Consider the following 20,665-nt stretch of genomic DNA (forward strand, 5'->3'; position numbering starts at 1 on the left):
GCGGCGTGATCCGGGGCGGGGGCGGCGTGATCCGGGGCGGGGGCGGCGTGATCCGGGTGCTGCTCGCGGATGACCAGGAGCTGGTCAGGGGCGGCCTGGCCGCGCTGCTCTCGCTGGAGGACGACATCGAGGTGGTGGCCGAGGTCGGGCGGGGTGACGAGGTGCTCGCGGCGGCGCGGGAGCATGAGCCCGACGTGATCCTGCTCGACATCGAGATGCCGGGGATGTCCGGCCTGGAGGTGGCCGAGGAGTTGCGGGGGCATCGGGTGGTGATCGTCACGACGTTCGGCAGGCCCGGCTATCTCAGCAGGGCGCTCGACGCGGGCGTGGCCGGTTACGTGGTCAAGGACGCCCCCGCCGCCGAGCTGGCCGCCACCGTACGCCGGGTGATGGCCGGCGAGCGGGTCATCGACCCCAAGCTGGCCGTGACCGCGCTGACCACGGGCCCGAGCCCGCTCACCCAGCGGGAGGCGGAGGTGCTGCGGGTGGCGGCGGACGAGCCCACGGTGGCGGCCATCGCCCGGCGGCTGTTCCTCACCGAGGGCACCGTGCGCAACTACCTGTCGTCGGCGATCGGCAAGACCGGCGCCGCCAACCGCGCCGAGGCCGTCCGTGTCGCGGAGTCCCGCGGCTGGCTCTGACCCGCCGCGCCGCCCCGCACCGCCTGCACCGCTTTGCACCGTTCGCACCGCCTGCACCGCCGGAACCACCGCACCGACCCCGGGACCCCCAACAGGCGTCAGTCACCCTGTAAGAGGGCGTTCTGGTGGATCTCCCACAAAGCCGTCTCCGGGATGCCCGCCTTGACCAGTTGCTCCCACGTCGCCATCCGGTCGGCCGGGTCGTCGAGCAGGGTGCGCAGCAGGGGACGCAGGACGGCGCGGTCGCCGCCCTCCTCGTACCACATGGCGCCCAGGGCGCGGTACAGGGCGGGTGAGCGGACGCCGGCCGTCCGCATCAGCTCCTCCACGAGCGCGACCCGCTGGCGGAACGGCAGCGACTCGCCCGCCCCGAGCGCCCGCAGCAGCAGGTCGAGCAGCCGCCGGTGCTGCGGGTCGTGCCCGGTGGCGACCGCGGCGACGACGTCGCCCATGCCGGTGGGCTCGGCGCCGCCGCCGAGCACGACGTCCTCGCGGCCGTCCACGACGACGCGGCGGGCGGCGAGGGTGGTGACGAGCCCGGTCCAGCCCTCCTGGCCGAGCTGCCCCTTCCACAGGTGGGTGAGCGAGGACCAGCGTTCGAGCGCGTCGGGGCCGGGCAGCAGGGCCGAGACCGAGACGGGCTGCTCGGAGGCGGTGACGATGAGCAGGGTGAGGTTCGCCGAGTACGCCGCCAGGCGCCGGGTCAGCGGGTGACGGACAGGACGGAACCCGGTGAAGTGGCGGCGGGTCCGCTCGTGCAGGGCGCGCCGCAGCAGCCCGGTCAGCAGGTCGACGCAGCGGGCCCGCACCACGGACGGCACCTCGGCCAGCAACTCCAGGACGAACCCGACGGTCGGGCCGCGCTCGGCCAGGCAGGAGTGGGAGGTGACGGCGTACAGCAGGTCGTCGTCCACGGCCTGGACGATGGCGAGCGGCTCGTCCCCGGCCAGGCGGCGGCGCCGGTCGAGGTCGCGCAGCGCGTACATGGTGATCCAGGCGACGAGGAACTCGGCGAACGTGGAGTGCAGGAACGCGTGCCCGCCCCGGCGGACGAAGAAGAACCGCTCGGTGGCCTTGCGCGCCCAGCCGCCCGGCGCGTCCTCGTCGCGCGGGTCGTCCTCGCCGCCGTGGCAGAGGGCGGGCAGGTCGCGTTCGAGCTGCTCGTCGGTGATGACCTGGCTGCCGCGGGCCAGCATGGACAGCGCGACCGCGCCGAGCAGCACCAGCTCCTGGTCGATGGCCACCCGGTGGGCGCCGCCCGTCTCGCGCTCGGTGTAGTCGCGCAGCAGCACCTCGTAGAGGCGGGCGCGGCCGAGCGGGCCGTGGTCGCGCTGGAGCGCGTTGCCGCCGGCGTCGTAGAGGGCGAGCAGCAGCAGGAGCAGCGGCTGCCTGGCCATCTCGCCGTGGGCCAGCGCCGCCTCGGGAGGCAGCGGGGTCAGGTCGCGCCGGGCGAGCAGGGCGCGGTTGGCCTGGTCCCAGACGTCGAGCCACTGGCGTACCTGGTCGTCGTCGAACGGCCGCAGCTCCAGGGCGAGCAGCCCGTCGGGGAAGCGGACCCGGTCGGCCACCACCGTCCTGCTGGTGACGACGACCGCGACGGGCCGGCCCAGCCCGGCCTCCCTGACCTGGAACTCGCGTACGTGCTCCAGGTAGTCGTAGCGGGCGGCGGCGCCCTGCACCAGCTCGTCGAACCCGTCGAGCAGGATGACCGGCATGGCGCCGTCGGCGGCGGCGACGAGGTCGGCGTAGGCCACCTCCTCCCCCAGCACCCCGGCCATGGCCTGCTCGATCTGCTCGGTGATGCCCGCCCGCGCCCGCACCCCGCGCAGCTCGACCCTGATCGGCAGGAACTCCGAGCGGGCCAGCCGCGCGGCCAGCACCTCGGTCAGCTTGGTCTTGCCCGAGCCCGGCTCGCCGAGCACGAGCAGCGGCACCTGGGTGGCGCGCAGCGAGGTGAGGTGGCCGACCAGGAACGCCTCGGCGTCGGCCAGCAGCCGCTGCCCCTCCCACCAGCCGCGCAGCGCGGGCGTGGACTCCTGGGTCAGCTCGGCGACCCGGCAGCGCGGGCTCAGGTAGCCCTCGCCGAGCAGCGGCAGGTAGACGTCCTCGGGCAGCTTGCCGACCACGAGCAGCGGCTGGTCGAGGGCGTTGGCGGCCATCCTGACCCGGTGGATCATGGGACGGTCGCCCGCGCGGGGCGGCGCCAGCTCGGCCAGCAGCCAGGCCACCCTGGACAGCGCGGTGGCGGGCGGCGGCGGCTCGGTGACCAGGCTGCGCACCCCGAACTCGTGGCTCTCGAGCGCCAGCGACCGGTAGTCCTCGTCGTAGATGCGCAGCGCGTGCGCGGGCGGGCCCTCGGCGAGCAGGCGGGGCAGCTGGAGCTGGTCGTCCACGGGCAGCTCGTCCCACAGGGACAGGCCGCTCACGTACGCGGCCAGGCATTCCGACATGCGCAGGTAGGCACGTTCCACGGCGGCGCGGGTGTCGGCGTACGGGATGTGCGGCTCGGGGATGGGCAGGCGGACCAGCAGCAGCTCGGCGACCAGCCGGGCGAAGCGCTCCGCGGTGGGGACGCCGCGGGAGATCTGCTCGGGCCGGTCGAGCCGGTCGAGCGTGAACGGCAGCTTGGCCTCGCCGAGCGCCTCGAAGTAGGCGGAGACCACGACGGCGGCGTGCGCGGCGGCCAGGCGGCGGGTGCGGGTGTGCCGGTCGACGCCCGCCCTCAGCTCGGGCAGGCGGCGTACGACGTCCTCGCCGTAGGCCACGATGGCGTCGCGCAGGCCGCGTAATCCGGCCGCGAGCTGGGGCCCACCGGACAGGGCCCAGCCGGTGCGCTCGGCCGCCGACGCCAGCCCGATGACCTTGACGAGCCTGCCGTCCTTGCATCCGAGAATCCTCAGGGCGTCGGCGTAGCTCGGGGTTTCGATCATGGCCTTCTCCCGGGGGACTGGGGATGTCCCATCATGCGTTGTCCGCCCCGATCGTGCAGGCTGTTGGCCAGGATGGTCGGGACCTGCCCGTCATGTACCCTTCAACGCCGTCTCGATCTCAGGCAGCGCCGCGGGATCCTCGATGGTGGACGGGGCGGTGTACGGGCGGCCGTCGGCGATGTCGCGCATGGTGGCGCGCAGGATCTTGCCTGATCGGGTCTTCGGCAGCCGGGACACCACGACGGCGCGGCGGAAGGCGGCGACCGGGCCGATGCGCTCGCGTACGAGGGCGGTCAGCTCCCGCTCGACCTCCTCGGGGTCGCGGTCCGCGCCCGCCTTGAGCACCACGAACCCCATGGGGAGCTGGCCCTTCAGCTCGTCGGCGACGCCGATCACGGCGCACTCGGCGACGTCGGGGTGTGCGGCGATGACCTCCTCCATCGAGCCGGTGGACAGGCGGTGTCCTGCCACGTTGATGACGTCGTCGATGCGGCCCATGACGTAGAGGTGGCCGTCGTCGTCGAAGTGGCCGCCGTCGCCGGTGAGGTAGTGGCCGGGGTAGCGGTCGAGGTAGGAGCGGGCGAAGCGAACGGGGTCGCGGTAGAGGGTGGGCAGGGCGCCGGGCGGGAGCGGCAGCCTGACGGTGACCGCGCCTTCGACGCCGGGCGGGCAGTCGCGGCCGTCGGCGTCGAGGATGTGGACGTCCCAGCCCGGCACGGGCTTGGTGGGCGAGCCCGGCTTGATCGGCAGCGGCTCGATGCCGACGCAGTTCGCGGCGATGGGCCAGCCGGTCTCGGTCTGCCACCAGTGGTCGATGACGGGGATGCCGAGCAGGTCGGAGGCCCAGTGGTAGGTGTCGGGGTCGAGGCGCTCGCCGGCCAGGAAGAGGTGCCGCAATCCTGACAGGTCGTACTTCTTCGCGAAGGCGCCGGAGGGGTCCTCCTTCTTGATGGCGCGGATCGCGGTCGGGGCGGTGAACAGCGTGCGCACGCCATGCGCGGCCACCACCCGCCAGAACGCGCCGGGGTCGGGGGTGCCGACCGGTTTGCCCTCGTACAGCACCGTCGTGCAGCCCGCGAGCAGCGGCGCGTAGACGATGTAGGAGTGGCCGACCACCCAGCCGACGTCGGAGGCGGCCCAGTAGACCTCGCCCGGGGCGGCGCCGTACACGTTCGCCATGCTCCAGTGCAGCGCGACCACGTGGCCGCCGTTGTCGCGCACGACGCCCTTCGGCGCGCCCGTCGTGCCCGAGGTGTAGAGGATGTAGAGCGGGTCGGTCGCGGCCACGCTCACGCAGCCGGCCGGCTCGGCCGCCGCCACCGCCTGCGCCCAGTCGAGGTCGCGGCCCTCGGCCAGGTCGGCGCGGCACTGCGGCCGCTGCAGGATCACGCACCGCTCAGGCCGGTGCGCCGCCTGCTCCAGCGCGTCGTCGAGCAGCGGCTTGTACGCCACCACCCGGCTCGGCTCGATGCCGCACGACGCCGACAGCACCACCTTCGGCTGGGCGTGGTCGATGCGCACCGCCAGCTCCCTGGCCGCGAACCCGCCGAACACCACCGAGTGCACCGCGCCCAGCCGCGCGCAGGCCAGCATCGCCACCACGGCCTGCGGCACCATGGGCATGTAGATGACCACGGTGTCGCCGGCGGTGACGCCGAGGCCGCGCAGCATGCCCGCGGTCCTCGCCGTCTCCTCCAGCAGTTCCGCGTAGGTGTAGGCGCGGATGACGCCGGTGACGGGACTGTCGTACATGAGCGCGGGCTGATCGCCCCGGCCCGCCGCGACGTGCCGGTCGAGGGCGTTGTGGCAGGTGTTGAGCCGCCCGTCGGGATACCAGCGGCCGTCGGCGTACACGGTCCGCGGAGCCGTGTCCCAGTCGATGCCGCTTGCCGCCTCGCCCCAGAACGCCTCGGGCTGCTCGATGCTGCGCCGGTAGACCGCCTCGTAACCGCTCACCTGTCGATCAGAACAGCCGTGGGGCGATGGCGCAAGACGTGCCACGCGAGAGATCGGCGGACCGTCGTGGGCGGTCGGCAGGCGGTCGGTGGACGTCGCCGAGCCGCCGGTCCCGTCAGGTTCCCGTGGCGGGTGACAGCACCAGGCGGACGGCGAAGTCTCGGTAGCCGGCCCGCTCGAACGCGCGCGCCATCGGCACGTTGCCCACATCGGTGTCGGCGACGATCCGCTGGACGCCGCGCTCCGCGTGGGAGCGGGTGATCTCGCCGAGCAGGTCGTCCACGTAGCCCCGGCCGCGCCGCTCCGGCACCACGCCGATGTAGCCGACCACGGGTCCCGCGTCGTTGGCCGACGGCAGGGCCACCCCGACGAGGTCGCCGCCGTGGTCGTACGCCAGCCGCCACCACCTCCGGTCGCCGCGCATGGACCGGTTGTCGCGCACGTCCTCGCGGGCCTGCGTCTCCGGGTCGGTGACGGCCAGCGCCTGGCGGGTGTGGAAGTCGAGCGTGCCCACCGCCACCCGCCGGAACGCCGCCACGAACGCCTCGTCGTCGTCATCGGCGCGGAACACCAGCCGCTTCGACGGCTCGGGCACCGGGGCGTCGCCGTCGGTCCAGGCGTAGCGCAGGCGTTCGAGCTCCTCGGTCAGCCCGGCCCGGCCCGCCGCCTCCCAGCGCCAGCCGATCGCCGCCCGCGCCTTCGGGTCGTCGCGCCAGCCGTTGAGCAGGAACACGTGGTACGCCGGCGCCTGCCCGTACGCGTCGTGGGCCCGGCGCAGCAGCTCGGCCGCCAGGCCGCGGCGGTCGGCCACGGACGGATGGACGTACAGGCAGTCGAGCGCGAGCGGCCGGTCGCCGTCGGCGAAGCTCCACCAGACGGCGCGGGCCAGGATGTCGCCGGTGTGCTCGTCCTCGGCGAGCCAGATCCGGTCATAGCGGTAGTTGCCGCTCTCCAGGAACGACAGCAGCCGCTCCGGATGGGACCAGCTGATCGACTCGTCGACGACGCAGCCGAGCAGGCGGTCTAGATCGTCCTCGGTGGCGGGACGCAAACGCATGAATCCTCCGGCAAGCAGAAGCGGGCGCGGAGCGCGCCCATGAACGTGCTGGACACCTCTACGCCTCCTTTCTTCCGACTTTTCGGCATCGGAGGGCACTCTAGCTGAAATATCGCGACAGGATGTTCGGGTGAGCTCCTACGACGACGACACACTGCCCCTGCAGCCCCCGATCAGGCTGCCCGCAGCGGCCACGCTCGCATCCTCCGTACGATCCGCGCCCTTCTTCGAGGAAGCGGCCGGTGAGCTGAAGCCGGACGCCGAGGACGCCGAGGTGCTCGGCGTCTGGGCCGCGCACTGCCGCGAACGGCTGGCCGCCGACGAGGGGCTGCTCCTGGAGCTGATCAGGATGTTCCTGTCCAGGGAGCCCGTCACGGGCGAGCCGCCCGCCGCGCTGACGGGGCTCGGGCTGGTACGGCAGGAGGAGCCGTACACGCTGAGCTGGCTCGGCCTGTGGGTGGCGCGGCAGATCATCGCCGAGACCACCGGGCAGGAGATCCCCGTCATGGGCTCGCTCGCCGAGGCGGACGCGGCGACGCTGCTGCACGGGCTGCGCGCCTACCCGGAGGCCGAGCGGGGCGAGGAGCTGGCCGGGTGGCTCAAGGACCGCGACCCCGCCGAGGCGGCGGACGAGCTGGCCGCCGCGCTCGCCTCGGTGAGCCCGCTGGCCCGCGCGGTCGGCGTGGAGGTGCTGTCCACGGCGCTCGGCGACACCGGGCGGCTGGCGCTGACCCGGCTGCTCGACCAGCCCAGGCTGGGCGCGGTGATCGCGGCGAGGACCGGGCGCGACAACCGGCGTCCCGCGCCCGAGGAGATCGCCTGGGTGCTGGTGGACATGGCGGCGGCGCTGCTGGAGTTCGGCGGGGAGATCGGGGAGGTGATCGAGTCGATGGCGATGGGCATGAACGCCGACGAGCAGGCGGGCACGATCGCCATCCTCGCCTTCGGCGACCACCCGTGGACGAGCCAGGTGCTGCGCGTCCTCATCGACCACCACCCGGACGACAAGGTGCGGGCCTCCGCCCGCAAGGCTCTGCGCCGCCTCCGCGGCCTGGCCGACGCCCACCTCTGACCGCGCACGTGACGGGCGCGCCCGCGGGACGGGCGGGGCTGTGGGGTGTCGATCACCGGTAGAGTCGGCTCGGTGACCAAGCATGCGATCTCCCCACAGACCGGCATCCTGGGTGACACGTTCGCCTGCGACTGCGGCGCGCTGATGGTCGGCCGGATGACGGCCGAGGTGCACGCCGCCGAGAGCGGGCTGTGCTCGGCCTGTCTCGGCACGACGCGGGAGGAGGTGGCGCCCGGCCTGGTGCGCCCCTGCACCTCGTGCGCCGGCTCCGGCCGCCGCAAGGAGCAGGTGACCTGGCAGCTCGCCCACGCCGAAGCCGAGCACCTGATCACGATGACCATCGTGCGCGGCGTCGTCGCCGGGTTCGACGGCCCGTTCCACCTGTCGGAGGTGGCCGACACGGTCAGGAACGGCCTCGGCCTCCCCACGGGCCGGCTGCCCGTCGGCCCCCGCGTCCGCGACCTGCTGCTCCAGCTGCAGGCGGCGGGCGAGATCGCGATGGTGTCGGCCCCCGACGAGATGGTCGGCACGGACATGGTCCTCTACCGCGACCCCCAGTGGCAGCGCGTCCGCGCCGTCGGCCGCTAAATCCCCTCTCAGCACGGCGGCCCCGAGCGGGGAGCCCGGGGCCGCAGGCGGCGGAGGTCAGTAGACGCAGGTGCTGCTCGACAGGATCTCGATGCCGGCGATCTTGCGGGGCTGCGCGTACGTCATCGAGTCGCCCGGCTTCAGGCAGCTGACCGTGATCCCCTCGGCCGGGCGCACCCGTGCCGCGTAGGTGCTGAGGTTCTGGGCCCCCGTGACGGTCGCGCTGAGCGCCTTGAAGCCCGGCTCGCCGGGGACGCAGAGGCGGCCGGAGGGCGAGACCGTGGTCACGCACACCGAACCGGCGGCGGCCTGCCCCGACGCGGACCGCGCTGCCTGTGCCGGCACGGCCGACAGGGCTGTCAGCGACAGTGCGGCGACGATCGCTCCGGTGACGCCTCTGGCGAATGCGGACATCCTTGCCCCTTTCCCTGGACTTGCGCTGGATCCGCCGGAATGGCGGGCTGGTGTAGGGCGGGGAGAGGGAGGTCTCCCCGCCCGCTCAACCCTCCAATGGATCAGGCGTCTTGGCCAGGGCTGCGGCCGGGCATTGTGCGGTCATTACGCACCCGATGCCACACCTTCCATCCGGGGGCCATCCGGGGGCCATCCGGGGGCCGTCCGGGGGCCACCAGGGGCCCACCGCCCCACCGGCGCTCAGCCGGGCAGGCGGCAGATGACCTCGCCGTGCAGGATGGAGAACCAGCCGTCCTCGGCCGCCGCCCACTCCCGCCACCCCGCCGAGATGCGCCGCAGGTCGGACTCGGTGGCGGCCCCGGTGGCGAGTGCCTGCCGGGCCATGGCGGAGGACAGGATGCGATCGGCCCACATGCCGCCCCACCACTCCCGGTCGGCGGGGGTGGCGAAGCACCAGGTGGAGGAGGTGGAGGTGACGTCGTCGAAGCCGGCGGCGCGGGCCCAGGACAGCATCCGCCGCCCGGCGTCCGGCTCGCCGCCGTTGCCGCGGGCGACCTTCTGGTAGAGGGCCAGCCATTCGTCCAGCGCGGGCACCCGCGGCCACCAGGTGAAGGCGGCGTAGTCGCTGTCGCGGGCGGCGACGAACCCGCGCGGCTTGGTGACCCGGCCCATCTCGCGCAGCGCTTGTACGGGGTCGCCGACGTGCTGGAGCACCTGGTGGGCGTGCACGACGCAGAACGTGTCGTCGGGGAAGGGCAGGTCGTGCACGTCGGCCACGGCGAAGTCGACGTTGGTCAGCCCCCTGGCGGTGATCTCGCCTCTGGCGAGGGCGAGGGCGTCGTCGCTCACCTCGGACGCCGTCACGTGTCCCACGCGGCCCGCCAGGTCGGCGGTGATGGTGCCAGGCCCGCTGCCCACGTCGAGGAGCTTCATGTGCGGGAGCAGGTGGGGCAGCAGGTAGGCGGCCGAGTTCTCGGCGGTGCGCCAGCGGTGCGAGCGCAGCACGGACTCGTGGTGGCCATGCGTGTAGACGGCGTTCATCGGCGAACTCCCTCATATCGGCGTACGGCCACCCTAACTCTCATCTCATCATTCAAGAGAATATGTCTCAAATTTCAAGACATAGCGGGATGTCCGTAGACTTTGCGCGACGACGTACGACATCTCGTGGAAAGGCGGAGTCCGTGGCAGAGGTCCGGCCGATCACCCTCGTGGGCGACCCCGTGCTGCACAGCCCCTGCGAGCCGGTCACCCGGTTCGACGGCGAGCTGGCGACGCTGGTGGAGGAGATGTTCGCCAGCATGTACGCGGCCGAGGGCGTGGGCCTCGCCGCCAACCAGATCGGCGTGCCGCTGCGCGTGTTCATCTACGACTGCCCCGACGCGGAAGGCACCTCGCGCAAGGGCGTGGTCGTCAACCCGGAGCTGGAGCTGCCCAGCCTGGGCGCGCGGCGGCTCGACGCGGGCGACGAGGGCTGCCTGTCGGTGCCGGGACAGTACGCCCCGCTCCCCCGCCCCGACCGGGCCACCGTGCGCGGCTTCGACGTGACCGGCGCGCCCGTCACGGTCGAGGGCACCGGCCTGCTGGCGCGCTGCCTGCAGCACGAGACCGACCACCTCGACGGCTACCTCTACATCGACCGGCTGCCGGCCAAGCGGCGCAAGCAGGTGCTGGCGGCGTACCAGGCATCCCAGGCATCCCAGGCGTCCCAGCCATCCGACGCATCCGAGGCATCCGCTAAAGCGGACAAAGCATCGCTATAGTGGAGGAATGAGCGAAGGGGTCCTGTCCAGCGGCCTGTCCATGGCCGAGCTGGGCCTGCGGATCCGCGGTGAGCGGCGGGCGCGCGGGCTGTCCATCGAGCGGCTGGCCGAGCTGAGCGGCATCAGCAGGAGCATGGTGTCGGAGGTCGAGCGGGGCGCCAAGACGCCGACCGTGCTGGTGCTCGACCGGCTGGCCACGGCGCTCGGCACGTCCATCTCGCGGCTGCTCGACGAGCCCGCGCACGGCGGTGTGCGGGTGCTGCGGCACGCCGAGCAGCGGGTGCTGCGCGACCCGTCCGGCTGGGAGCGGCGGGTGCTGTCGCCGGTGCTGGGCGAGGTGGAGTTCGAGTTCATGCGGACGACCATCGGTCCCGGCGTGGACGCGGGCGAGTTCGCGCCGCACGCGCCGGGCTCGCGCGAGTACCTCGCCGTCGAGCAGGGCGTCCTGCTGCTGACGATCGACGGGCAGCCGTACGAGCTGGCGGCCGGCGACTCCGCGTACTACCCGGGCGACCGCCGCCACGCCTTCGCCGGCGACGCGGAGACGGGCTGCGTCCTCTACCTCGCCATGGAGCTGGCGCCTGGACACCACGGGAGGGAGGGGCACGATGGATGAGCTGCGGACGGTCGCCGATCTGGTCGCCGACCACCTCGACGGCATCGCCGGGAGGCCCGTGTGGCGGCCGGTGCCCGACGAGGAGCGGGCCTGGCTCACCGGGCAGGAGCTGCCCGAGACCGGCCGGCCGCTGGACGAGCTGCTGGCGGACACGCGGGAGCACATCCTGCCGTACCCGATGGGCAACGGCCACCCGCGCTTCTTCGGCTGGGTCAACCCACCGCCGAACCGCGCGGGCGTGCTGGTCGAGCCGCTGGCCGCGGCGTTCAACCCGAGCTGCGCGGGCGGCGACCACGCGGGCCCGCACCTGGAGCGCACGGTCGTGCGCTGGCTCGCGGAGCTGGCCGGCTTCCCGCATACGCCCGGCGGCGGGCTGCTGACCAGCGGCGCGTCCATGGCGACGGTGATCTGCCTGGCCGCCGCCCGGCAGCGCGCGGCGGTGGCCGACGGCTGGGACGTCCGCCGCGACGGGCTGTCCGGGCGGGCGCCGATGGTCCTATACGTCACCGGGGAGGGCCACAGCTGCCTGCACAAGGCGGCCGAGCTGCTCGGCCTGGGCGCGCGGCACGTCAGGACGGTGCCGGCGGACGAGGCGTACCGGATGGACGTGGCCGCGCTGCGCCGCATGATCGCCGAGGACCTCGACGCCGGGCTGCGGCCGTTCTGCGTGGCGGGCAGCGCGGGCACGGTGAACTCCGGCGCGGTCGACCCGCTCGACCAGATCGCCGACGTGGCGGCCTCGTACGGGATCTGGTTCCACGTGGACGGCGCCTACGGGGCGCTCGGCGTGCTGGCCGGCGAGGCGGCGCCGCACTACCGGGGTCTCGACCGGGCCGACTCGCTGGCCCTCGACCCGCACAAGTGGCTGGGCGTGCCGGTGGGCTGCGGGTGCGCGCTGCTGCGCGATCCTGGGGCGGCGCGGGCGGCGTTCAGCCTGGTGCCGTCGTACCTGGTGGACGACAACGCGGGTGACCTGGGGTGGTTCGCCGAGTACGGGCCGGAGCAGACCCGCCCGTTCCGTGCGCTGAAGACCTGGGCGACCCTGTCGCACCTGGGCCGCCGGGGCGTCAAGGACCTGGTCGAGCACACCTCGGGGCTGGCCCGCACGCTGGCCGCGATGGTCGAGGAGGCCCCCGACTTCGAACTGCTGGCCCCGGTCACCACCTCGATCACCGCCTTCCGGCACATTCCGCACACCGAAGGGCGCACCGAGGAGCGCACCGAGGAGCGCACTGAGGAGCGCACCGAGGGGCTCGACGCGCTCAACCGGGCGATCCCCTATGCGGTGCAGGCGCGCGGCAACGCGTTCATCACCGGCACCCGGCTGGGCGGGCGCGACGCGCTGCGTGCCTGCTTCCTGCACCCGGACACCACAGAGGCGGACCTCGCGGTGCTGCTGGAGGAGATCAGGCTGGCCGCCAAGGACCTGTAGCCTGGCGGGCGTGGTCACAGTCGAGGACGTCCGCCGGTTCGCGCTGACGCTGCCGCGCACGACCGAGCACCTCATCCGCGACCGGGTGAAGTTCCGGGTGGGCAGGATCGTCTACGTGGCGTTCTCGCGCGACGAGACGATCATGGGGTTCGGCTTCCCGAAGGAGGAACGCGCGGCGCTGGTGGCCGCCGGCCCCGGCACGTTCCTCCTGCCCCGCGAGTCGGACCTGCGCTACCACTGGGTGGAGGCGCGCATGGCGGCCCTGGAGCCCGACGAGATGCGCGAGCTGGTGCTGGAGGCGTGGCGGATGTGCGTACCGAAGAAGGTCCGCCTGGAGCAGGAGCGCGCCGCCGCCCCATAGCCGCCGCCCCGTAGCCGCCACCCCGTGGCGGCGCGGGTCAGCGCGAGACCGTGCGGTAGAGGTCGCGGGCGAGCGTGGTGACGCGCTTGACCGAGGCGTTCCACGTGCCGCCTGCCGGGTGCGCGGTGAGCAGCGCCATGACGTAGCGCTCGCCGCGGCCCACGAGCCCGGTCGTGTGCAGCACGGGGCGTCCGTAGTCGGGCACGCCCGAGCCGGTGGCGCGCTGCGCGATCCACGACAGGGGCGCCCCGATCGCGCCGCCCGCCGCGGCGGTGCCGGCGGCGTGGGTGGCGTTGCCCGAGCATCGCACGGGCGGCTTCGTGCCGAAGCCCGACCAGCCCTGCTTGACGGCGTGCGGCTTCGGCACGCCGTCGGGGATGCCGAAGGTCTGGTCGAAGCCGTCGGTGCCGCACGGCGTGGCCTTGCGCAGGTGGCCGAGGATGGTGTCCCTGACCCTGGGTTCGGCCCGGTCGAGCAGGTAGCGGTAGGTGCGCACGATGTCGTACGCGCTGAGCGAGACGTACCCCCAGAACCCGGGCTTGGACGCGGGCGGCGGGGTGGTGTCGGCGAGGCCCAGCCTGCGCGCCTGCCGCACGATGATCTGCCCCTTGCCGAGCCGGTCCCAGAAGGCGGAGGCGGCGTCGTCGTCGCTGGACCGCAGCATGATCTTCAACAACGTGGCGTCGGCCGGCGGCACGGTCCTGCGGCCTTCCAGGTAGTCGATCGCAATGAGGATCTTGACGACGGAGGCGGAGCGGAACTTGCGGTGCGCGTTGCGCACCGCGACGAACGTGCCGGCCTGGCGGTCGAAGACCACCCACGCGGCGGTCGTGCCCGCGGGCACGCGGGGTGCCGCGGCGGCCTGGGCGGGCGTCGCGAGCGCCAGCGTGAGGCTGCCGGCGAGGAGCAGGGGTGCCAGGGGCTTGGTTCGCATTCGCCTATAACTACCAGATTCCGGCAGTGGGCTCTTGACCCGCCAACGAAAGCGGGTATAAACACAGAGGAAACCAACTCGAAACGGCGGTGAATCAACATCATGTACGCCGAGGAGCGGCAGCAGGAGATCCTGCGACGTGCGCGGGCCGCGGGCCGCGTCGACGTGGTGACGCTGGCCGCCGAGCTCGACGTGACCACCGAGACGATCCGCCGCGACCTGACGTCGCTGGAGCGGGCCGGCGTGCTGCGCCGCGTGCACGGGGGCGCGATCCCCGTGGAGCGGCTCGGCTTCGAGCCCGCGCTCGCCACCCGCGACGAGGTCATGACGGCCGAGAAGGAGCGCATCGCCAAGGCCGCGCTGGCCGAGCTGCCCGAGGACGGCTCGATCATCATCGACGCGGGCACCACCACGGGCCGCCTGGTGAAGGTGCTGCCCGCCGACCGGGAGCTGACGGTGGTGGTCAACTCACCGCCGCTGGCGACCGCGCTGGCCGCCCGCCCCAACCTGCACGTGATCATGCTGGGCGGCCGGTTGCGCGGCAAGACGCTGGCCACCGTGGACGACTGGGCGCTGACCCCGCTGGCCACGCTCAACGTGGACGTCGCGTTCATGGCGACCAACGGCTGCTCGCTGACCCGCGGCCTGACCACCCCCGACCCCGCGGAGGCCGCGATCAAGCGTGCGATGGTCAAGGCCGCGCAGCGCAGCGTGCTGCTGGCCGACCACACCAAGTTCGGCAACACCTACCTGGCCACGTTCGCCGACCTGAGCGAGATCGACGTGGTGATCACCGACACCGGGCTGGACGTGACGCAGGCCGCCGACGTGGCGGCCGCCGGTCCGGAGGTGATCAGGGCGTGATCCTCACCCTGACGCTCAACCCCAGCCTCGACCGCACGATCGAGATCTCCTCACTCGACAGGGGCGCGGTCATCCGCGCCGCCGCCGCCCGCCTCGACCCCGGCGGCAAGGGGGTCAACGTCTCGCGCGCGCTGCTGGCCAACGCGGTGGCGAGCCGGGCGGTGGTGCCGTACGGCGGCGACGAGGGCAGGCAGCTCGTCCGCCTGCTGGCCGCCGAGGGCCTCGACATGGTGACCGTGCCGGTGGCCGGCGCGACCAGGTCCAACGTCACGCTGGCCGAGCCCGACGGCACCGTCACCAAGGTCAACGAGCCGGGCACGGCGCTGTCGCCGGCCGAGCTCGACACGATCGCCGAGGCCGTGCTGGACGCGGCGCACTCCGGCGGCCAGGGCGCCGACTGGGTGGTCGCCTCCGGCAGCCTGCCGCCCGAGGTGCCCGCCGACGTCTACGCGCTGCTGTGCCGCCGCTTCGCCGGGGCGGGCATCAACGTCGCGGTCGACACCAGCGGGCCCGCGCTGTCGTGCGCGCTGCCCGCCACTCCCACGCTGGTCAAGCCCAACCTGGAGGAGCTGTCGGCGGCCACCGGCCTGCCGATCAGGCGGCTCGGCGACGTGGTCGCGGCCGCGGGCGAGCTGCGTGCGGCGGGGGCCCGTACGGTGCTGGCCAGCCTCGGCGCCGACGGCGCCGTCCTCGTCGAGGAGTCCGGCGTCTGGTACGGCGAGGCGCCCGCCGCCGTGCCGCGCAGCTCGGTCGGCGCCGGCGACGCCATGCTCGCGGGGTTCCTCGCCGCGGGCGGCACCGGCCCCGGCGCACTCACGCAGGCGCTGGCCTGGGGAGCCGCCGCCGTCCAGCAGCCCGGCAGCCGCATGCCGGGCCCCGCCCACATCGACCTCAGCGCCGTCACCGTGTGCCGGCCCGACCCCGACCGTCCGCTCTCCACCGCTGTCCCCGCGGCACTCCCGCAACCCGGCTGATCTCCTGCTCATCCTCCAAAGGAGCACGTCCCATGGCCGACACCTACACTCCCCCGGTCACCGGAACCGGGGTCAAGGCCACCATCCAGCGCATCGGCGGCCATCTGGCCGGCATGATCATGCCGAACATCGGCGCGTTCATCGCCTGGGGTCTGATCACCGCGCTCTTCATCCCCACCGGCTGGCTGCCGAACGAGTCGCTCGCGCAGATGGTCGACCCGATCATCCGCATCCTGCTCCCGGTCCTCATCGCCTACACCGGCGGCCGGATGGTGCACGGTCAGCGCGGAGCCGTCGTCGGTGCGGTCGCGGTGATGGGCGTCGTGGTGGGCACGGAGTCGCCGATGTTCCTCGGCGCCATGATCATCGGCCCGCTCACCGCGCTGATCCTGAAATATGTGGACAAGTTCACGGAACAGCGGACCAAGGCCGGCTTCGAGATGCTGGTCGACAACTTCTCCGCCGGCATCGTCGGCGGCGCGATGGCCATCGTCGGCTACTACGCTATCGGCCCGATCGTGCAGGCCGTCACCACCGGCGCCGGCAACGCCGTCGAGTGGCTGATCACCAACAACCTGCTGCCGATCGCCTCGGTGCTGATCGAGCCGGCCAAGGTGCTGTTCCTCAACAACGCCATCAACCACGGCGTGCTCAGCCCGCTCGGCGTCGCCGAGGCCGCCGAGAGCGGCAAGTCGATCCTGTTCATGCTGGAGTCGAACCCCGGCCCCGGCCTCGGCCTGCTGCTGGCCTTCCTGCTCTTCGGCCCGCGCGCCATGCGGCCCACCACCCCCGCCGCCATGATCATCCACTTCTTCGGCGGCATCCACGAGATCTACTTCCCCTACGTGCTCATGAAGCCCCGCCTCATCCTGGCCGTCATCGCGGGCGGCGCGGCCGGCGTGTTCACCTTCATGATCACCGGCGCAGGGCTGGTCGCCACCCCCTCGCCCGGCAGCATCTTCGCCTACCTCGCGGTCACCCCCAAGGGCGGCTGGCTCAGCTCCAGCCTGGGGATCCTCGTGGCGACCGGCGTCTCGTTCGCCATCGCCGCCATCCTGCTCGGCTTCGGCAGGGGCGAGAAGGCCCAGCCCGAAGAGGCCGAGACCGCGCAAACCACCCAGAAAGAGAGCTGACCCATGGCCGGCATCGACAGCAAGGACATCCACAAGATCATCGTGGCCTGCGACGCGGGCATGGGCAGCAGCGTCATGCTCGCCTCCACGCTCAAGAAGCAGCTCAAGGACACGGGCGTGACCGTCGAGCACACCCCCGTCAACAACATCCCGGACGACGCCGACGTCATCGTCTGCCACTCCGGCCTGGCGGCCCGTGCCAAGGCCGCCGCCCCGGGTAAGGTGCTGATCCCGTTCCAGATCTTCCTCGGCGACCCGGCGGTGACCCGGCTGGTGAACACCATCAAGAACGGCGGCACGGTCGATGCGTGACGACCTGCTCGACCCCCGGGCCGTCCTGCTGCACGAGAGCGCCCCCGACCGCACCGCGGCCATCCGCCGGTGCGGGCGGGCGCTGGTCGAGGTGGGGGCCGTCGAGGAGCCGTACGTGGAGGCCATGCTCGAACGCGAGCGGACGATCTCCACGTACGTCGGCGAGGGCGTCGCCATCCCCCACGGCACCGCCGCCTCCAAGGGCACCGTCAAGCGCGACGCCATCTGCGTGGTGCGCTTCCCGGGCGGCGTCGACTGGGACGGCGAGCAGGTGACGCTCTGCGTGGGCATCGCGGCCAAGGACGACGGGCACGTGCCGCTGCTGGCGGCGCTGGCCGACATTCTGCTCGACCCGGAAAGGGCGCGGGCGTTGCGGGAGGCCACCGAGGTCTCCCAGGTGATGAAGGAGCTGAGATGAAGGTCGCGCGTTTCCACGCGCCAGGTGACATCCGGATCGAGGAGGCGCCCGAGCCGGTCGCCGGTCCGGGCGAGCTGAAGATCCGGGTACGCAACTGCTCCACGTGCGGCACCGACAACAAGATCTTCAAGTTCGGCCACCACCACATCGTGCCGCCGCGCGTCATGGGCCACGAGATCGCCGGCGAGGTCGTCGACACCGGCGCCCGCGTGCAGGTGATCGCCGCCATCCCGTGCGGCACCTGCGGGGAGTGCCGGCGCGGGCGGCTCACCGTATGCCCCAACCAGGAGTCCATGGGCTACCACTACGACGGCGGCTTCGCCGAGTACATGATCGTGCCGGCCAAGGTGCTCGCCGTGGACGGCGTCAACGCCATCCCCGAAGGGGTGGGCTTCGCCGAGGCGTCGGTGGCCGAGCCGCTGGCGTGCGTGCTGAACGGCCAGGAGCTGGCGCGCGTCGGGCCCGGCGACGACGTCGTCGTGATGGGCGCGGGTCCCATCGGCTGCCTGCACGTACGCCTGGCGCGGGCGCGCGGCGCCTCCCGGGTGTTCCTGGTGGACGTCAACGCCGAGCGCCTGGCCATGGCCGCGGAGCTCGTACGTCCCGACGCCGCCATCGACACCGACCCCGTCGAGCAGGTGCTGAAGCTGACCGGCGGGCGCGGCGCGGACGTCGTCATCACCGCCGCCGCCTCGGGCGCCGCCCAGGAGCAGGCGGTGCGGATGGCGGCCAGGCAGGGGCGCATCAGCTTCTTCGGCGGGCTGCCCAAGGACAACCCGATCATCTCCCTCGACTCCAACCTGGTCCACTACCGCGAGCTGACCATCGTCGGCGCCAACGGCTCCAGCCCCGCCCACAACGCCCAGGCGCTGAAGCTGGTCGCCGAGGGGTCGGTGGTGGTGTCCGACCTGATCACGCACCGGCTGCCGCTGCCGCGCGTGCTGGACGGCATCGACCTGGTCAGCAGGGGCGAGGCCATCAAGGTCACCATCGAGCCCTAGGAGGGTCTGTCATGGCACAACGTACGGTGGTCGTCGCCTCGGCCAGCGGCCTGCACGCCCGGCCCGCCAAGCTGTTCGTGCAGTCGGCGGTGAAGGCCGGGGTGCCGGTGACGATCCGCGCCGGGGACAAGGCCGTGCCGGCCAAGAGCATGCTGGGCGTGCTGTCGCTGGGAGCGGTCCAGGGCACGGAGGTCACGCTGGAGGCCGACGGGCCGGGCGCCGAGGAGGCGCTCGACGCGCTGGCGGCCCTGCTCTCCCGCGACCTCGACTCGGAAGAGGCCCTCGATGCCTGACACCCCGCCGGCCCCCGGCTCCCCCACCACCGAACCGACCACCCCCGTCCTCGCCGGCGGATCGACGACCTCCGCATCCGCCGCCTCCGGTTCAGCCACCTCCGGACCCGCCACCTCCGGACCGGCCGGTTCCGGACCGGCCAGTTCCGGACCGGCGGCCGCTGAGCCGGCCGACGCTGGGCCGGCCGACGCTGGGCCGATGGACGGTTCCTCCCCCGCCTCCGGGAACGGTCCGATGGGCGGGGAGTCGTGGGAGGGGAGCGCCGGGCGGCTTGCCGGGCTGGGAGTCAGTCAGGGGCGGGCGGCCGGGCCGGTGCTCCGGATGGCGGGACCGCCCGCGCTGCCCGCGCCCCGGGCCGTCGGCGACCCCGGCGCGGAGGTGGCCGCCGTCGGCAAGGCGCTGGAGTCGGTGGCCGCGGACCTGAACAGGCGGGCGGCGGAGGCGGGCGGCGAGGCGGCCGAGATCCTGGAGGCCCTCGCCATGATCGCCGACGACCCGATGCTGCGCGAGGACGCCGAGGCCAGGGCCGGGTCGGGCGTGGACGCCGCCCACGCCCTCGACGCCGCCTTCGCCCAGCACCGCGAGGCCCTGGCCGCGCTCGGCGGCTACCTCGCCGAACGCGCCGCCGACCTCGACGACCTCAGGCACCGGGCCATCGCGTCCGTGCTCGGGCTGCCCATGCCGGGCCTGCCCGACCCCGGCCACCCGTACGTGCTGGCCGCCGACGACCTCTCCCCCGCCGACACCGCCGGTCTGAGCGACGACGTGCTGGCCCTGGTCACCGAGCGCGGCGGCCCCACCAGCCACACCGCGATCCTCGCCCGCGCCCGCGGCCTGCCCGCCGTGGTGGCCTGCAAGGGCGTCATGGACCTGGACGACGGCACCGTCATCGGCGTCGACGGCACCACGGGCGAGATCGCCGTCGGCCTCACCGGCGCGCAGGCGGCCTCCGTCGCCGAGGAAGAGCGGGCGCGCAGGGCCAGGCTCGCCGCCGGCACCGGGCCTGGCAGGACCGCCGACGGCCACCCCGTCAAGCTGCTGCTCAACATCGGCTCCGCCGCCGACCTGCGGCCGGGCGCGGAGGGGGTCGGGCTGTTCAGGACGGAGTTCCTGTTCCTCGACCGCAAGCAGGCGCCCGCGTACGAGGAGCAGGTGGCGGCGTACGCCGACGTGTTCGCGCAGACGGGCAGCGTCATCGTGCGCACCCTCGACGCGGGCACCGACAAGCCGCTGCCCTTCCTCGGCCTCCCGCACGAGGAGAACCCGGCGCTCGGCGTACGCGGGCTGCGCGTGGACCGGCTGCTGCCCGACGTCCTCGGCACCCAGCTCGACGCCATCGCCGAGGCCGCCCGCCGCACCGGCACCGAGCCCTGGGTGATGGCCCCCATGGTCACCACGATGGCGGAGGCCAGCGCGTTCGCCCGCCAGGCCAAGGCCAAGGGCATCGCCAAGGTGGGCGTCATGATAGAGGTGCCGGCGGCGGCGCTGCGGGCGTCCCGGCTGCTGCAGGAGGTCGACTTCCTCAGCATCGGCACCAACGACCTCGCCCAGTACACCTTCGCCGCCGACCGCCAGCACTCCGCCCTCGCCGACCTCCTCGACCCGCGCCAGCCCGCCCTGCTGGAGCTGATCGGGATGTGCGCGAGGGCCGGCCGCGAAGCAGGCAAACCGGTCGGGGTCTGCGGCGAGGCCGCCGGCGATCCCCTCCTCGCCCCCCTGCTGGTGGGGCTGGGGGTGACCAGCCTGTCGATGGCCCCGGTCTGCGTCCCCGCCGTACGCGAGGCCCTGTCCGGCCTGACGCTTGCGGAGTGCCGCGAACGCGCCGAAGCCGCCCTGGAGTAACCGAACCGCCCACGCGTTCCAGCCCGGTCGCCCGGATCAGTCCACGCCCAGGCCGCACCCGGC

The 20,665-nt window shown here is 73.4% G+C and carries 21 protein-coding genes; 15 read left to right on the plus strand and 6 right to left on the minus strand.

Annotation, left to right across the window (positions count from 1 at the left end; all coding sequences use genetic code 11):
- Positions 1–47: 47 nt before the first annotated feature.
- Positions 48–641, plus strand: a complete 594-nt coding sequence (locus tag AB0K12_RS34075; RefSeq protein WP_364570877.1) for a response regulator transcription factor — start codon at positions 48–50, stop codon at positions 639–641.
- A 98-nt stretch (positions 642–739) separates the two neighbouring features.
- Here the strand turns inward: AB0K12_RS34075 and AB0K12_RS34080 are convergent, their stop codons facing one another.
- From AB0K12_RS34080 to AB0K12_RS34090, 3 genes are all read right to left on the minus strand, one after another.
- The gene (locus AB0K12_RS34080) at positions 740–3,571 is read right to left on the minus strand and encodes a hypothetical protein (RefSeq protein WP_364570634.1); all 2,832 of its coding nucleotides are present in this window, start codon (positions 3,569–3,571) and stop codon (positions 740–742) included.
- Between the two features lie 90 nt (positions 3,572–3,661).
- Positions 3,662–5,527, minus strand: a complete 1,866-nt coding sequence (locus tag AB0K12_RS34085; RefSeq protein ID WP_364570637.1) for a propionyl-CoA synthetase — start codon at positions 5,525–5,527, stop codon at positions 3,662–3,664.
- Positions 5,528–5,642: 115 nt separating this feature from the next.
- Entirely contained in the window at positions 5,643–6,584 is a 942-nt protein-coding gene (locus AB0K12_RS34090) for a GNAT family N-acetyltransferase (protein WP_364570640.1), read from the minus strand.
- A gap of 130 nt (positions 6,585–6,714) precedes the next feature.
- On the opposite strand from AB0K12_RS34090, the gene AB0K12_RS34095 reads away from it, so the two are divergent.
- Positions 6,715–7,656, plus strand: a complete 942-nt coding sequence (locus AB0K12_RS34095; protein ID WP_364570643.1) for a hypothetical protein — start codon at positions 6,715–6,717, stop codon at positions 7,654–7,656.
- Between the two features lie 72 nt (positions 7,657–7,728).
- Positions 7,729–8,244 (plus strand): hypothetical protein, encoded by a 516-nt coding sequence (locus AB0K12_RS34100; RefSeq protein WP_364570646.1) that lies wholly within the window; start codon positions 7,729–7,731, stop codon positions 8,242–8,244.
- Positions 8,245–8,301: 57 nt separating this feature from the next.
- Here AB0K12_RS34100 and AB0K12_RS34105 read toward each other — a convergent pair whose 3' ends face one another.
- Both AB0K12_RS34105 and AB0K12_RS34110 read right to left on the minus strand, forming a co-directional pair.
- Positions 8,302–8,658: a hypothetical protein gene (locus AB0K12_RS34105; RefSeq protein WP_364570649.1), complete on the minus strand. Its 357-nt coding sequence runs from the start codon at positions 8,656–8,658 to the stop codon at positions 8,302–8,304.
- 240 nt (positions 8,659–8,898) lie between these two features.
- Positions 8,899–9,699: a methyltransferase domain-containing protein gene (locus AB0K12_RS34110; protein WP_364570652.1), complete on the minus strand. Its 801-nt coding sequence runs from the start codon at positions 9,697–9,699 to the stop codon at positions 8,899–8,901.
- A 143-nt stretch (positions 9,700–9,842) separates the two neighbouring features.
- Between AB0K12_RS34110 and def the strand changes: the two genes are divergently transcribed.
- From def to AB0K12_RS34130, 4 genes are read left to right on the plus strand one after another with little or no spacing between them, the layout of a single operon-like run.
- Positions 9,843–10,421 carry a peptide deformylase gene (gene def, locus AB0K12_RS34115; RefSeq protein WP_364570655.1) on the plus strand — a complete coding sequence of 193 codons (579 nt, stop codon included), beginning with the start codon at positions 9,843–9,845 and terminating at the stop codon, positions 10,419–10,421.
- A 7-nt stretch (positions 10,422–10,428) separates the two neighbouring features.
- On the plus strand, positions 10,429–11,037 hold the full coding sequence (locus tag AB0K12_RS34120) for a helix-turn-helix domain-containing protein (RefSeq protein ID WP_364570659.1): 609 nt from the start codon (positions 10,429–10,431) through the stop codon (positions 11,035–11,037).
- Positions 11,030–12,469, plus strand: a complete 1,440-nt coding sequence (locus AB0K12_RS34125) for a pyridoxal-dependent decarboxylase (protein WP_364570662.1) — start codon at positions 11,030–11,032, stop codon at positions 12,467–12,469. The genes AB0K12_RS34120 and AB0K12_RS34125 overlap by 8 nt, the downstream gene beginning before the upstream one ends.
- A gap of 10 nt (positions 12,470–12,479) precedes the next feature.
- Positions 12,480–12,830 (plus strand): MmcQ/YjbR family DNA-binding protein, encoded by a 351-nt coding sequence (locus AB0K12_RS34130; protein WP_364570665.1) that lies wholly within the window; start codon positions 12,480–12,482, stop codon positions 12,828–12,830.
- Between the two features lie 37 nt (positions 12,831–12,867).
- Here the strand turns inward: AB0K12_RS34130 and AB0K12_RS34135 are convergent, their stop codons facing one another.
- A complete protein-coding gene (locus AB0K12_RS34135) occupies positions 12,868–13,764 on the minus strand; it encodes a hypothetical protein (RefSeq protein ID WP_364570668.1) in 897 nt (298 codons plus the stop codon).
- A 102-nt stretch (positions 13,765–13,866) separates the two neighbouring features.
- On the opposite strand from AB0K12_RS34135, the gene AB0K12_RS34140 reads away from it, so the two are divergent.
- The 8 genes from AB0K12_RS34140 (at position 13,867) to ptsP (ending at position 20,602) form a co-directional block, all read left to right on the plus strand.
- Positions 13,867–14,628: a DeoR/GlpR family DNA-binding transcription regulator gene (locus AB0K12_RS34140; RefSeq protein WP_364570671.1), complete on the plus strand. Its 762-nt coding sequence runs from the start codon at positions 13,867–13,869 to the stop codon at positions 14,626–14,628.
- Positions 14,625–15,602 carry a 1-phosphofructokinase gene (gene pfkB / locus AB0K12_RS34145; protein WP_364570674.1) on the plus strand — a complete coding sequence of 326 codons (978 nt, stop codon included), beginning with the start codon at positions 14,625–14,627 and terminating at the stop codon, positions 15,600–15,602. The genes AB0K12_RS34140 and pfkB overlap by 4 nt, the downstream gene beginning before the upstream one ends.
- Before the next feature lie 32 nt (positions 15,603–15,634).
- A complete protein-coding gene (locus AB0K12_RS34150) occupies positions 15,635–16,735 on the plus strand; it encodes a PTS mannitol transporter subunit IICB (protein WP_364570677.1) in 1,101 nt (366 codons plus the stop codon).
- A 3-nt stretch (positions 16,736–16,738) separates the two neighbouring features.
- Positions 16,739–17,047 carry a PTS lactose transporter subunit IIB gene (locus tag AB0K12_RS34155; RefSeq protein ID WP_355422895.1) on the plus strand — a complete coding sequence of 103 codons (309 nt, stop codon included), beginning with the start codon at positions 16,739–16,741 and terminating at the stop codon, positions 17,045–17,047.
- Complete coding sequence (locus tag AB0K12_RS34160) at positions 17,040–17,465, plus strand: PTS sugar transporter subunit IIA (protein ID WP_355422898.1); 426 nt, start codon at positions 17,040–17,042, stop codon at positions 17,463–17,465. The genes AB0K12_RS34155 and AB0K12_RS34160 overlap by 8 nt, the downstream gene beginning before the upstream one ends.
- Positions 17,462–18,466 carry a zinc-dependent dehydrogenase gene (locus AB0K12_RS34165; protein WP_345403312.1) on the plus strand — a complete coding sequence of 335 codons (1,005 nt, stop codon included), beginning with the start codon at positions 17,462–17,464 and terminating at the stop codon, positions 18,464–18,466. The genes AB0K12_RS34160 and AB0K12_RS34165 overlap by 4 nt, the downstream gene beginning before the upstream one ends.
- An 11-nt stretch (positions 18,467–18,477) precedes the next feature.
- On the plus strand, positions 18,478–18,759 hold the full coding sequence (locus tag AB0K12_RS34170; protein ID WP_364570683.1) for an HPr family phosphocarrier protein: 282 nt from the start codon (positions 18,478–18,480) through the stop codon (positions 18,757–18,759).
- A 199-nt stretch (positions 18,760–18,958) separates the two neighbouring features.
- The gene (ptsP, locus tag AB0K12_RS34175) at positions 18,959–20,602 is read left to right on the plus strand and encodes a phosphoenolpyruvate--protein phosphotransferase (RefSeq protein ID WP_364570686.1); all 1,644 of its coding nucleotides are present in this window, start codon (positions 18,959–18,961) and stop codon (positions 20,600–20,602) included.
- Positions 20,603–20,665: the final 63 nt, after the last annotated feature.

The sequence above is a fragment of the Nonomuraea sp. NPDC049419 genome, from assembly GCF_040676995.1.
Classification (GTDB): domain Bacteria; phylum Actinomycetota; class Actinomycetes; order Streptosporangiales; family Streptosporangiaceae; genus Nonomuraea; species Nonomuraea salmonea.

Excerpts from the sequence above, each read along its gene's own strand:
- AB0K12_RS34080 (WP_364570634.1), bottom strand. The coding sequence starts at position 3,571 with ATGATCGAAACCCCGAGCTACGCCGACGCCCTGAGGATTCTCGGATGC.
- AB0K12_RS34090 (WP_364570640.1), bottom strand. The coding sequence starts at position 6,584 with ATGCGTTTGCGTCCCGCCACCGAGGACGATCTAGACCGCCTGCTCGGC.
- AB0K12_RS34105 (WP_364570649.1), bottom strand. The coding sequence starts at position 8,658 with ATGTCCGCATTCGCCAGAGGCGTCACCGGAGCGATCGTCGCCGCACTG.
- AB0K12_RS34110 (WP_364570652.1), bottom strand. The coding sequence starts at position 9,699 with ATGAACGCCGTCTACACGCATGGCCACCACGAGTCCGTGCTGCGCTCG.
- AB0K12_RS34120 (WP_364570659.1), top strand. The coding sequence starts at position 10,429 with ATGAGCGAAGGGGTCCTGTCCAGCGGCCTGTCCATGGCCGAGCTGGGC.
- AB0K12_RS34125 (WP_364570662.1), top strand. The coding sequence starts at position 11,030 with ATGGATGAGCTGCGGACGGTCGCCGATCTGGTCGCCGACCACCTCGAC.
- AB0K12_RS34135 (WP_364570668.1), bottom strand. The coding sequence starts at position 13,764 with ATGCGAACCAAGCCCCTGGCACCCCTGCTCCTCGCCGGCAGCCTCACG.
- AB0K12_RS34140 (WP_364570671.1), top strand. The coding sequence starts at position 13,867 with ATGTACGCCGAGGAGCGGCAGCAGGAGATCCTGCGACGTGCGCGGGCC.
- AB0K12_RS34150 (WP_364570677.1), top strand. The coding sequence starts at position 15,635 with ATGGCCGACACCTACACTCCCCCGGTCACCGGAACCGGGGTCAAGGCC.
- AB0K12_RS34155 (WP_355422895.1), top strand. The coding sequence starts at position 16,739 with ATGGCCGGCATCGACAGCAAGGACATCCACAAGATCATCGTGGCCTGC.
- AB0K12_RS34160 (WP_355422898.1), top strand. The coding sequence starts at position 17,040 with ATGCGTGACGACCTGCTCGACCCCCGGGCCGTCCTGCTGCACGAGAGC.
- AB0K12_RS34165 (WP_345403312.1), top strand. The coding sequence starts at position 17,462 with ATGAAGGTCGCGCGTTTCCACGCGCCAGGTGACATCCGGATCGAGGAG.
- AB0K12_RS34170 (WP_364570683.1), top strand. The coding sequence starts at position 18,478 with ATGGCACAACGTACGGTGGTCGTCGCCTCGGCCAGCGGCCTGCACGCC.
- ptsP (WP_364570686.1), top strand. The coding sequence starts at position 18,959 with ATGGACGGTTCCTCCCCCGCCTCCGGGAACGGTCCGATGGGCGGGGAG.